Genomic DNA, 11,661 nt, shown 5'->3' with positions numbered 1-11,661 from the left:
GTATCGCGTTTGATTTTGAGATGGGACTTATCGCAACATTTTGGCGAGGGCAGTGTGGGTTTGTTTTGACCGTGCTGTTGTTGATCGGGGTGTCCTTTGGCCTGACATATGCTGCGCGGTGGGTTGGCTGGCCGATTTTAGGGGTCTTGGTCGTTGTATCTATCTGGCAATGTGTGGGCGCGGTACGGTTTGCAGAGCGGGTGATCCAAGACGGTGCGTTAAGCCGTGTGTATGGGGTCTATGCGGCAATGGGTGTGGCGCTGGTTTCAAATGCTTTGGTGGGCATTGGTGTTCTGTTGCCCGCGCCCCCTGTGGATTTGGCGGTGGCTGGATATGAAGCCAAAGTCAGTGTTGTGGGCGATGAGGCACGTGTTTCGGGCGCGATTGATTACCAGATATTAACAGAGCTGAAGGCCGCGGGCCCGGTGCGCCGCGTGGTGCTAAACAGCGAAGGCGGGCAGGTTCAAGCGGGGCGTGCAATTGGGCTGTATCTGGCGCAGATTGGGGCGGACACGCATGTGGATGATCTGTGTTTTTCCGCCTGCACGTTGGTGTTTGCGGGGGGAGCATCGCGCAGTTTGGGGCCTGATGGCGTGCTTGGGTTCCATGGGTATCGGTTCGTTGATCCGTTGCAGGTGCAAACTGTTGATAAAGGTGTGATCGAGGACAAAGACCGCGCTTTTTTCGTGGCGCGCGGGATTGATGCAACCTTCGTGGAACGTGTTTTTGCCACCGCCCCCGAAGCATTGTGGCGGCCAACACGAGCGGAATTAACCGACGCGGGCGTTTTGCGGTAATCGGCTTTGCATACGCTTGCATTGGGCGAGAGGGCTGTTAGTTTGGCGGTAACGGATTTGTGAAAAGGACCGCCCGATGACCAAGATTATGACCAGCCATGTTGGATCGTTGCCTCGCACGCAAGAGGTGGTGGATTTCATCTTTGCCCGTGAAAATGAACAGCCTTACGATCAGGCTGCGTTTGATGCCTGTATGACGGCAGCGGTGGATGAAACCGTGCGCAAACAAGTGGCGGCAGGCGTTGATCTTGTGTCCGATGGGGAAACGTCAAAGATTTCTTATGCGACCTATGTAAAGGATCGTTACACGGGGTTTTCGGGCGATAGCCCGCGCAACGCGCCTGCGGATTTGAAAATGTTCCCGACCTTTTTGCAACGACTGGCCGATGATGGGGGCACACCGCAGTACGCGCGGCCTATGTGTACATCAGAGGTCACGTCCAAGGGGCAAGGCGAGCTGAACAAGGATATCGCGAACCTGAAGGCGGCAATGGCGAAACACGGGGCAACGCGTGGGTTCATGAATGCGGCATCGCCTGGGGTTATTTCGCTGTTCTTGCAAAATGACTTTTACAAAACGCGCGAAGATTATCTGGGTGCGCTCGCCGAAGTGATGAAGGTGGAATACGAAACCATTGTGGCGGCGGGATTGGATGTGCAGCTGGATTGTCCTGATCTGGCCCTATCGCGCCATATGCTGTTTTCCGACCTGTCAGATGCAGAATTCGTGAAAGTGATTGAGGGCCACGTGGATGCGTTGAACTATGCGCTTGAAAATGTGCCGCAGGAACAGGTGCGCGTTCACATTTGTTGGGGCAACTACGAAGGGCCTCATTGCTGTGATATTGACATGGACACGGTGTTTTCGACCTTGATGCGCACAAAATCGCGGTACGTTTTGTTTGAAACTTCGAACCCGCGCCATGCCCATGAATGGACCGTGTTTCGGGATCGTCGTGCGGAAATTCCCGATGACAAAGTGTTGGTTCCAGGGGTGGTGGATACTACGACAAACTTTATCGAACACCCTGAATTGGTGGCGCAGCGGATTGAACGGTTTGTTAATATTATCGGAGCGGATCGTGTGGTGGCCGGGTCCGATTGCGGGTTTGGCACGTTTGCAGGGTTTGGGGCGGTGGACCCAGAGATTGCCTATGCAAAGCTGGAAAGCCTGTCCAAAGGCGCGGAGATTGCCAGCAAATGACGCCGAGTTTGATGAAGCTGTTACGCTCGGTTGATACGCCGACGGTTTGTAACGCGATTGAGGTAGCGCAGGGTAAGCGTGGGTTTAATGATTTCACGCGCGGGACCATGCAGTGTTCAGACGTCAGCCAAGCCGTTGTTGGATATGCGCGGACGGCGAAGATTGCTGCGGTGGAGCCGCCTACCGAGCCTGCGGATGTGATCAAAGCGCGGCGGATGCAGTATTATCGGCATATGGCCGAAGGCGGGGATGGCTGTGTCGCGGTGGTTGAGGATCTGGATTATCCGCACGCGATTGGGGCCTATTGGGGCGAAATCAACACGACCGTTCACAAAGGGTTTGGCATGGCGGGTGCGCTGACCAATGGTGTGATGCGCGATCTAGGCGATTTACCAAAGGGTTTTCCTGTTGTGGCGGGCTCCATCGGGCCGAGCCACGGGTTTGTGCATGTGCGCGAAATTGGCACGCCGGTGCAGATTTTTGGGATGACGGTGAATGACGGCGATCTGGTGCATGCGGATCGGCATGGGGCGCTGGTGATCCCAAATGATATCGTAGATGTGCTGGAAGCAGCAATTTTGAAGTTGCTGGAAACCGAGAAGGTTGTGCTGGAGCCAGCGCGCGCGGATGGGTTTGATTTCGAGGCGTTTGAAAAGGCCTGGGCGGCGTTTGAGGCGTCACGGACCTGAGGTACGTTCGGACGCTCCGCCGGGGATATTTTTGGCCAGAAGAAAGGGGCGGCGGTCTATCTGAATAGGTAAATCGTGAGCGCCGCTGCATAGGTGAAATCCACCGTGGCGCAGCCCCATGTGTACCAGCTAAAGAACGGCAGGCCTGCGCCAAAGTGTTTGGCGAGGTCCCATGCCCCGTGCAGGGCGATGGCTGCGATGACGTAAATGGGTGATAGGATAACGCCAAGTCCTGACAGAACGACAAGCAGGGTGGCGATTGTGGTTTCGGTTGTGACGAAGCGGCGGTTTTTCAGGGCGGAGTGGATGTAGACGCCGTTCATGATGATACTGAACAGAGCGGCGATAGCCCAAACATGCTGTTTTGGGAGGGTCGCGTGGCTGATCAAAAGAGCGATGATGTAAAGCGCGCCAAGGGCAGCGAGCCAAGATTGGCGGGGCAGTATGAGTCCATGAGTGCTGTGCATAGCCACGGGTTTAGCGGTTCTAGTGGCTGGAAGGTCAAGCGGTTTTGGCGGTGGCCAGCGCGAGGCCTTCGACGATGCCAGTAAAGGCGGCTTGGTGTTTTTGCGCGGCGTTTGGGAACCGCGCGGTGATTTCGGTTTGGACAGCGGACATGAGGGAAGAACCGCCCACGAAGATGATGGTGTCGATGTGTTCAGCTGTCACATTCGCCATGCGCAGGGTTTCCATCGCCGTTTCGCCAATTTCGGTGGCGTGCGCGCTGAGCGAGGCGGCGAGGTTTGCACCGCTGAGCATGGCGGAGAGATTGCGTTCGATTAGGCCGAGGTCGATGGGAACAGCATCGCGGTCTGCTTTGTTCGCGGCGATTTTGGCCCGTTCGATTGTGAAGGCGAGGTCGTGGCCAAGTTCATCTGTGAGGATGGTTTTGAGCCGTTCGAACAGGGTAGGATCAACACCAACGCGGATCAGTTGATCCACATTGCGGCGCATATCAGCGGTATAGAGGAAGGGAATTTTTTCCCATGTGGCGAGGTCTTGATAGATGGCGTTGGGGGCGTTCAGCAGCTCGGTTCCGAGTTCCTTGCGGATTTGCGTGCCACGGCCCATGAGCGGCATGACGTGATCAAAGCTGATGGATTTGTCAAAGTTCGTGCCGCCAATACGCACACCGTAAGAGGCGATGATCTCCGTGTCTGCGCCGTTGGTGCGGAACACGGTAAAGTCGGACGTACCACCGCCGATATCGACGATGAGGTTGGTGCTGTTGTCAGGCAATGGACCCGCAGCGAGGGCGGCGGCCTCTGGCTCGTTCAGGAAAACCACATCGAGAAAGCCTGCCCGTTCATAACAGTCACGCAAATCGCGCAGCGCCTGCACATCACGTTCCGCGTCGTTCGAATGAAAATGTACCGGGCGGCCTGAAAGCGCATAGGGAAAATCGGTGTGGCAGGTGGCTTCGGCCCGCTGTTTCACAGATTTGAGGAACCTTGCGATGATATCCACGAACGTGAGGGTTTCGCCCATCATGCGGCGCGGTTCGTGCATAAGCGATGTGCCAAGTACTGATTTCAAGGAACGCATATAGCGCCCATCGCTGCCGTTGATCAGGGCGCGGTTGGCGGGTGTGCCAAAGGTGGTTTTGCGTGTGTCGAAATCGAAGAAAACGGACGTGGGCAAGGTTTGTTCGCCTGCTTCCAGTTCGATGATGAACGGTTGACCGTTTACGCAGATGCCAGCGGCAGAGTTTGAAGTGCCGAAATCAATGCCAAGGGTGTTGGATGAGGTTTGCATGACGACGACTCGGACTGTGGAATGGGGAGCGTCGGTGTAGGCGAAGGGATGGATGCTGGCAAGAGGGTATCGCCCCAGCGCGAGGCTGAGGCGATTTGAACTCAAAGTGCCATTGTGCGGCCTGCGGGGTCTTCGTTGCTGCGCACGCGGAACAGGCTGGCTTCGCCTGTCATGGCGGGTTCTAGGCTGTGGGCCACGTTGGGTGGGATCGCAGCGGTGTCGCCGGGGTTGAGCGCAGTGGTTCCGCCATCCCAAGTGAGGCGCCAGTGACCACGCATGGGCATCAAGACCTCGTGGTCTGCGTGGGAGTAGCTGTCGCTGCTGATGGATGAGCGAGACAGAAATTCCACGTCAAACCCGGGGCGGTCGCGCAGCATGCCGTTAGGACCGATGACATCGCAGGGCTGTTTGTCGGACAGGGCCATCATATCCCAGTAGCGGGCCACATAATGCGGGACAACTTCGGTTGTGGTGGGTTCTGGGAACTCTTTGAGTGCTTCGGCGTCTAGGACGGGCATCGGGGACACGCCTTGGGACAGGCTTTCGCCCTTTTTGGTGTCGTAGAGTTTGCCGTTGTCGCCAAGGACGAGGCCGTGGTCTTTGGCGTCTTCAATGACCTGAGGGGCCCAGACAACGCCGCCGCCTGCATCATCGCCGCCAAGGATGGCCATGATCATGCCGTAGTCGGTGCCGATGTTTTCAAAGCCACGGAACATGTGGGTGGGGATGTTAAAGATGTCGCCTTCTTGCAAGGTGACTTCGCCTGCATCGCCCCAGCGGCCCCAGAAGAAACGCCATGTTCCTTTGAGCACGAAGAACACTTCGGCGGTGCGGTGGGTGTGCAGGGAATTGCGGCATTTGGGTGGTTGCCCCGCGGCCCCGATGTTGAACCCTGGTGTGTCGGCAATGTGGACGTGTTGGTCGGCAGATTCGGATACGCCGCCACCGATGATGGTAAAGTTTTCCTTTTGATCGGACCCCGGTGTGTGGGCGTCGATAAAGGCGGTTTTACAGGGGCGCAGGTCGCCGTAGCGCACGATGCGGGCTTCCATTTCTGCTGGGGTCATGGTGTTTCCTTTTTCAATAATGCGGCGGGGTCTTCGCCGAGTTCTTTGAGCCGATCCGCAAGAACACCGACCTGACGGTCGAGTTCAGAAATGCGCGGGCCGAGCATGGTTTGGATTTCACCCTCGTCGAACCGTTGGGTGATGTATTTGGGGCAATTCACATCGAGAGCGGTGACCTTGATTGTAGTGAGGCGTTCGACGGGGCCTTCACCGTCCACGTGGAGTTCGGCGGCAAGATCGGGGTCTTCGCTTGCGTCGATCATGGTGGCATGGCCGATCATTTTGATGCGGGCTTTGGCCGCGTAGTCCATCAGGATCAGTGACACGCGGTCGTTGGTTTGAAGATTGCCTTGGGTGATGAATTGCTGATTACCGTGGTAATCGGCAAAGCCGAGTGTGTCTTGCTCGATCACTTTCAAAAACCCACGGGGGCCGCCGCGATGTTGCACATAGGGCCAGCCGTTTTCAACGGTGCTGGCGATATACATGGTGGTGCAATTGGCGATGAATTCTTTGAAGCGATCCGTGATGCCATCGGTCCAGCGGTTGGCGTAGACTTTGGCAAATTGATCGCGCTTGCCGATCTTGTGTTGCAACTCCAGCGCTGCCTGCCCGAACAGATGTGTGTTGTATGTGTCCATAATTACCCCGTGTGCAGTGCTATCTGTTTCCAGATCGACACTTCGTCGTAAAGCGTGGTTTCGTGGCGCAGGCCCCATGGGCCGAATTCGGCGTGGGATATGCCCATCACGTGGACGGGTGCGCCTGTGGGTGGGCCAAACATGCCCCAGCCATCGTGTTTGCCCGTGAGGGACCAGCGGATTGCGGCGCGGGGTGGCATCATTGGGTCATCGCGGCCGATTTGGTGGTGGATTGCGAAAGTGGCCGAGGGGAAAGATGAGCGCAGGGCGGTCCAGTATGTGTCCGCGTCAACGTGGGAAAGACCATCGCGCGCGCCAGCGTGGTGCAAATGGCAGGCGCGGTCATATTCGCGCGGGATAACGGCAAGATCGGCGGCCATGATGCGGTGCAGAATATCGGCGTATTTTGCGCCCCATTCATTGGTGTTGCCTGTGCCGTGATAGCCGCCATCCACGTCATCTGCGGGGGTAAATGGGCGGGTTCCATCGCCGACTTGAACTCGTGCGATTTGTTGGGGATCAAGGCCCAGTTGTCGCGCCATGCCGCCGTAATCGCGCACCAGCCATTCATCATAGATGGTGTCGGACTTGGCCGCGCAATCGGCGATCACGCGGATGTAGAACTGTTTGCCTGTTGGGGCGCCAAATGCGCCATGCCCCGTGTGTGTGCCAGTGGTGCGCACACGGTGAGAGGAGAGGTAACCCGTTTCTGCGTCGCCTGACCAAATGACGTCTTCGGCTAAGAGCACGCGATCTGGGAACTCGGCAATGGTCGCCATAGTGCCATTTATGACCGTTTGATTGCCGTGCAGGATGCCCGAGGGGAAGCGCATGACCACATCATCGGCATAATAATCATGCAGAGTCGCGATCCCGCGATCTTCCCAAATCTCTTTGGTGATGCCGATGATGTAGTTAGGGAAATCCGCCCATCGCTGCGAAAATCCCGTGAAGGCTTCGGTCACTCAACGGCTCCTGTCGCAAGGATGATTTGTTTCCAGACGGCGGTTTCGTCAAACAGCGTGTATTCACGGCGCAGGCCCCAAGGGCCGAATTCCGCATGGCTTGCGCCCATGATGTAAACCTCGGCCCCAGTGGGGGTGCCAAACGCGCCCCAGCCTTCGTGTTTGCCGTGTAGGCCCCAACGGATGGCAGCACGGGGCGGCATCATCGGGTCATCACGGCCAATCTGATGTTCGATGGTGAATTTGGCGTTGGGGAAGGAGGACCGCAGGGAGGTCCAGAATCTATCGGCGTCGCCGTGGGACAGGCCAGAGCGTCCGCCCGCGTATTCCAACTGGCAGGCGCGGTCGTATTCGGCGGGAATAACAGCAAGATCCGCGCCCATGATGCGGGTCAGAATGTCCGCGTATTTTTGGCCCCATTCGTTGTCATTGCCGCGGCCTTTGTAAGGGCCAGGTTGGTCGATTGCAGGTGTGAACGGCTGCACGCAGTTTTCTGGCCCACCTTCGCGTGCAATGGAATCCCGCGCATAATCAGCAGGGTCCCAGCCCATTTGGCGCACGATGGCGCCCTGATCGCGGATCAGCCATTCATCATTGATCTGGTTGTTGATGGCATGGCAGTCCGCGATGATGCGGTATTGCAGGCGTTTGCCCGTTGCTTTGCCGTAGGCCCCGTCGCCAGTGTGCGTGGCGGTGGAATGCAGACGGTGCGAAGACAACATGCCGTCTTCTGGTGTGCCGCTCCAAATCACGTCTTCGCCGTAAAGCGTGCGGTCGGGAAACTCTGCGAGCGTAGCCATTGTGGCCGCGATCACATCTTGGTTGCCAATCACCATAGACGCGGGCGAGCGTACGGGAATGTCGGGTGCGTAATAATCGTGCAGGGTCGCAAGGCCGCGATCTTCCCAGATTTCTTTGGTGATGCCGATGATGTAGTCGGGGAAATCTTTCCAGCGGTTGTCAAATCCACGCATGTCTTATCCTTTTGGGTCTGGCGCGGAGCCGCGAATGATTAGCGGTCCGTCAATTTCGATTGTTCTGGGTTTCGGGGTGCCGTCTTCGATGGTTTCCATCAGCAGATTGACGGTTTCATCGACCATTTGGTTGGCCCGTTGGCGCACAGTCGTAAGATCATAGGCTGGCCAGGCAGCGGGGGGCACATCATCAAAGCCGACGAGTTTCACATCATCGGGCACATGTTTAGCAAGGTCAGAGCGCAGCACATCCATCACGGCAAAGGCCATGTGATCGTTGGCCACAAACACCGCATCTGGGTGATCGGGTTTGGAAAACATTTCGATGGCGGCTTGGCGGGCTTGATCTGTGTGAAAATTGCCAATGGTGCGCGACTGGATCGACAGGCCAGCGGCGGTCAGGCCAGCGGTGAAACCTGCTTCGCGGTCGCGCTGGGTCGATGCGCCTTCCCATCCTGCGATGTAGCCAATGCGGTTGGGTTTGTGCGTGGCTAGGAAGGCGGCAACTTTTTGGCCACCTGCGAAATTGTCTGACGTAACGCAGGACAAGCCTTCGCCCGCTTGCGAGCGGTTGAAAAACACCAGCGGGATGCCTGCCGTGGCACAGCGATCCGCGAGGTTTGAAGACATGGACACAGAGGCCGCGACGATGCCGTCTACTTGGTAATCGAGCATGTCCGCCACGATGCTTTCGATGTTTTCCGTGGTGTTGGAGGCCATGAAAACCATTACATGGTAGCCGCGAGATTGAAGCGCGTTTGAGAGTTTTTCGAGTGCTTCTGGGTAGAAGTAGTTGTCGAGATACGCGACCACGAGGCCGATGATGCGCGAGCGGCCTGTGATCAACGAGCGTGCGAGGACGTTCGGGCGATACCCAAGTTCTTCGGCGGCTTTTTTCACCTTATCCACGGTTTTCTGGCTGGCGGACGCGCCTTTGGTGAACACGCGGGAAACCGCAGATTGGGAAACGCCTGCCCGTTTGGCAACGTCGAGGGATGTTACCTTATCGTTGGGCATGTGCGGCGGCCTGTTTTGAGTATTTTTGGACAAAAGAAACGCAAAGTGCCGCCCGAATTGGGGCGGCTTTTTGTGTTGCTATGCTCGCTTGGGTTTGCATCAGTCGGCTGTCCAGCCTCCGTCCACGAGGATGTGCGTGCCTGTGATAAGGGCAGAGGCATCGGAAGCAAGAAACAGGGTGGCGCCCATGATGTCTTCGACTTCGCCGATGCGCCCCAATTTGATTTTGTCTTCGATCCAGGCCACGAGTTCGGGGCGTTTGAAGGTTTGTTCGGTGAGCGGTGTACGCACGAAGGTGGGGCAGATGGTATTAACGCGGATGCCGTGGGGGCCCCATTCGATGGCTTGCGCCTTGGTGTAGCCTTCGACCGCGTGTTTGGAGCCGCAGTAAACGGCGCGTTCTTGGCCGCCAACATGTGCCATTTGGCTGGTGATCTGGATGATGGAGCCCGGTTTTTTCGCCGCAATCAGGCCTTTGGCGATGGACTGTGCAAGGAAATATGCGCCCTTGGCGTTGAGGTCGGTCATCGCGTCAAAGTCATCTTCGGTGGTGTCCACCGCTGGCGCGTGACGGGCATAGCCAGCGGAGTTGACGCAAATGTCAAATGTGTCCGCTTCGGCGATTTTGGCCTGCATGGCGGCGATGTCAGCCACGTCCATGGCCATAGTATCAACGGACCAGCCGTTGGCGCGCATTTCTTCGGCGGCGTCTTTCATGCGGTCCACATTGCGTGCTGCGAGGGTAACGTGTGCGCCGTATTCAGCCAGCGACACAGCACAGCCAAGGCCGATGCCAGATGTGCCACCTGTGACAAGAGCGCGTTTGCCATCAAGACGGAAGGAGGGTGTGCGGGGCAGGGTCATGGTGTGCGTCCTTGGTAGGGTGGTTTCATCTTGTTGAATTCGCGCATGCGGGCCAGTACGTCAACGCCGAGCTGTGCATATACGGAAAGGATGTCGACGAGCACCCAGTTTTCCCGAATGAGCCCGTTTTCGATGCGCCAGAAATCAAGGCTGCGCATGGTGATTTTCTTGCCCGATGGGGCGATTCCCATCCAGCCATCGTTCAGCACGGATTGCGCCATATTAGGCCAGCCTGTGACCGCCACATAAGGACCGTCAGCAAAGAAGTGGTGGGTGATTTCATCTTCATACTGGCCACGGTCGGGCATGGCGGCGAGGAAGGGGATTTGGTGGATGTCGCGAAACCCCGATGCGCCACGCCCTGTGCCGATACCAGCGGGGCCGTACCAAGAGAAGTGTCTGTGCCAGAAGCGGTCCAGCTCCATCACTTCGGGGCCACCTTGGGAGGGGTGTTTGATCATATGTTCGAGCATGTCGATCACGATCTGGCAGTTTGCCGCGTTTTGATCTGAAGTTGATGCAGAGCGGTTGAGCCCGTCTTGGGTGGCAGGTGCGGGTGCGAGCCATTCGCGGCCAAGGCTCGGGGCCATGGGCCAAGCACCTGCTTGCATCATCAGTTCGGGAATGTCCCAGATCGCTTGCATTTCGACGATTTTGCCTGCTTCAACGCGATAGAATTCGTGAAAGCGCATGTGGGCCATGCGGCCCGTTGGTGGGATATCGAGGAACGGGTGTAGGAAAGTGCCTGTGTAGTACCCACAGAGGCCGACCCAGACGTGACCGTTTTGGCAGGTGCCTTGGGTGTGGATGGTGTCACGGCGCTCTAGGTCTGGGATTGCTTGGCTGAGCGGGACGAGAGCGGCGTCGAAAAATGCGGCGGGGCCGTCCATAGTTTCAAACGGATAGCTGAGGCGCATTTTTGCATCTTCCGCACTAGCGGACACCAGTTCGGCGCGCGCCGTTGCGGGATCGCAGTGATAGAGGGCTTCGCGATATTTTGCCGTGGGATCTGTCATGCGGGGGACCAGGTGTCAGGCGATTTGGGGTAGTGGATCGCGCGGAATGGCGGGAAATCGGCGTAGCGGTTTTGACGCTGTTCGGCGGTTTCGGATGGCGAGTCGCCTGCCTTGAGCAACATGCCACGTGGCGCGACATAGCTGGATATGGTGCGCAATGGGGCAGGAGACCACGTGAGGTTAAAGCAGGCGAGTTTCGGGAAAAACCAGATGGCGGAATAGGGGATGTGATCGTGCATCCACCATGCCAGATCGCGCCAATCCCGTTTGGGATTTGGGTGATCGCCGTATTGATCGGCAAACCACGGAATGACCACGGACACACAGGCCCCGATATGACCGTTGTCATCGCGGTAATCCCACAGACGTTGGGCTTTGTTCGCGCGGTTGTGGGAGCAGTTGAGTTTGTTGTCGTTGCCGTATTGGTTCAGCGTTGGCGAGCGGTAGCCAGATCGGATCGCCAGCGGACCAAAGGTTTCCACCAAAGGATCGAGCAGGTTTTGTGCAAGACCACGGCCCGCTTCGATCATGGTGTCGGGATCATCGGGGATGTTGGGGATGCCGTGGAAGGCGGAGATTTCGGAATAGAAAAAATCACGCATGAAGAAGTGGCGCGACAGGCGGACACGCCCCAAGGTCTCAAGCGACCACATGGATTTTGGGGCGCGTCTG

13 protein-coding genes are annotated in these 11,661 nt (G+C 57.3%); 3 read left to right on the top strand and 10 right to left on the bottom strand.

Annotation, left to right across the window (positions count from 1 at the left end):
• Positions 1–20: 20 nt before the first annotated feature.
• From QBD29_RS16905 to QBD29_RS16895, 3 genes are all read left to right on the top strand, one after another.
• Positions 21–797 (top strand): hypothetical protein, encoded by a 777-nt coding sequence (locus QBD29_RS16905; protein ID WP_280099252.1) that lies wholly within the window; start codon positions 21–23, stop codon positions 795–797.
• Between the two features lie 76 nt (positions 798–873).
• Complete coding sequence (locus QBD29_RS16900) at positions 874–2,001, top strand: cobalamin-independent methionine synthase II family protein (RefSeq protein WP_280099251.1); 1,128 nt, start codon at positions 874–876, stop codon at positions 1,999–2,001.
• On the top strand, positions 1,998–2,690 hold the full coding sequence (locus QBD29_RS16895) for an RraA family protein (protein WP_280099250.1): 693 nt from the start codon (positions 1,998–2,000) through the stop codon (positions 2,688–2,690). Before QBD29_RS16900 ends, QBD29_RS16895 begins: the two co-directional genes overlap by 4 nt.
• A gap of 56 nt (positions 2,691–2,746) precedes the next feature.
• Here QBD29_RS16895 and QBD29_RS16890 read toward each other — a convergent pair whose 3' ends face one another.
• From QBD29_RS16890 to QBD29_RS16845, 10 genes are all read right to left on the bottom strand, one after another.
• Positions 2,747–3,157, bottom strand: coding sequence for a hypothetical protein (locus QBD29_RS16890; RefSeq protein WP_280099249.1), 411 nt, complete (start codon positions 3,155–3,157; stop codon positions 2,747–2,749).
• Positions 3,158–3,191: 34 nt separating this feature from the next.
• Positions 3,192–4,445, bottom strand: coding sequence for an Hsp70 family protein (locus tag QBD29_RS16885; RefSeq protein WP_280099248.1), 1,254 nt, complete (start codon positions 4,443–4,445; stop codon positions 3,192–3,194).
• 101 nt (positions 4,446–4,546) lie between these two features.
• Positions 4,547–5,512 carry a cupin domain-containing protein gene (locus QBD29_RS16880; RefSeq protein WP_280099247.1) on the bottom strand — a complete coding sequence of 322 codons (966 nt, stop codon included), beginning with the start codon at positions 5,510–5,512 and terminating at the stop codon, positions 4,547–4,549.
• Positions 5,509–6,153 (bottom strand): pyridoxamine 5'-phosphate oxidase family protein, encoded by a 645-nt coding sequence (locus tag QBD29_RS16875; protein WP_280099246.1) that lies wholly within the window; start codon positions 6,151–6,153, stop codon positions 5,509–5,511. Before QBD29_RS16875 ends, QBD29_RS16880 begins: the two co-directional genes overlap by 4 nt.
• Before the next feature lie 2 nt (positions 6,154–6,155).
• Positions 6,156–7,118, bottom strand: a complete 963-nt coding sequence (locus tag QBD29_RS16870; RefSeq protein ID WP_280099245.1) for an ester cyclase — start codon at positions 7,116–7,118, stop codon at positions 6,156–6,158.
• Positions 7,115–8,092 carry an ester cyclase gene (locus tag QBD29_RS16865; RefSeq protein ID WP_280099244.1) on the bottom strand — a complete coding sequence of 326 codons (978 nt, stop codon included), beginning with the start codon at positions 8,090–8,092 and terminating at the stop codon, positions 7,115–7,117. Before QBD29_RS16865 ends, QBD29_RS16870 begins: the two co-directional genes overlap by 4 nt.
• Before the next feature lie 3 nt (positions 8,093–8,095).
• A complete protein-coding gene (locus tag QBD29_RS16860; protein WP_280099243.1) occupies positions 8,096–9,109 on the bottom strand; it encodes a LacI family DNA-binding transcriptional regulator in 1,014 nt (337 codons plus the stop codon).
• 99 nt (positions 9,110–9,208) lie between these two features.
• Positions 9,209–9,973, bottom strand: a complete 765-nt coding sequence (locus QBD29_RS16855; protein ID WP_280099242.1) for an SDR family oxidoreductase — start codon at positions 9,971–9,973, stop codon at positions 9,209–9,211.
• The gene (locus QBD29_RS16850) at positions 9,970–10,989 is read right to left on the bottom strand and encodes an ester cyclase (RefSeq protein ID WP_280099241.1); all 1,020 of its coding nucleotides are present in this window, start codon (positions 10,987–10,989) and stop codon (positions 9,970–9,972) included. Before QBD29_RS16850 ends, QBD29_RS16855 begins: the two co-directional genes overlap by 4 nt.
• On the bottom strand, positions 10,986–11,642 hold the full coding sequence (locus QBD29_RS16845; RefSeq protein ID WP_280100994.1) for a hypothetical protein: 657 nt from the start codon (positions 11,640–11,642) through the stop codon (positions 10,986–10,988). Before QBD29_RS16845 ends, QBD29_RS16850 begins: the two co-directional genes overlap by 4 nt.
• Positions 11,643–11,661 lie beyond the last annotated feature (19 nt).

The organism is Amylibacter sp. IMCC11727, from assembly GCF_029854195.1.
Classification (GTDB): Bacteria; Pseudomonadota; Alphaproteobacteria; order Rhodobacterales; family Rhodobacteraceae; genus Amylibacter.
Note: the sequence above shows the minus strand (reverse complement) of the source record. Positions and strands in the feature narration are given on the sequence as shown.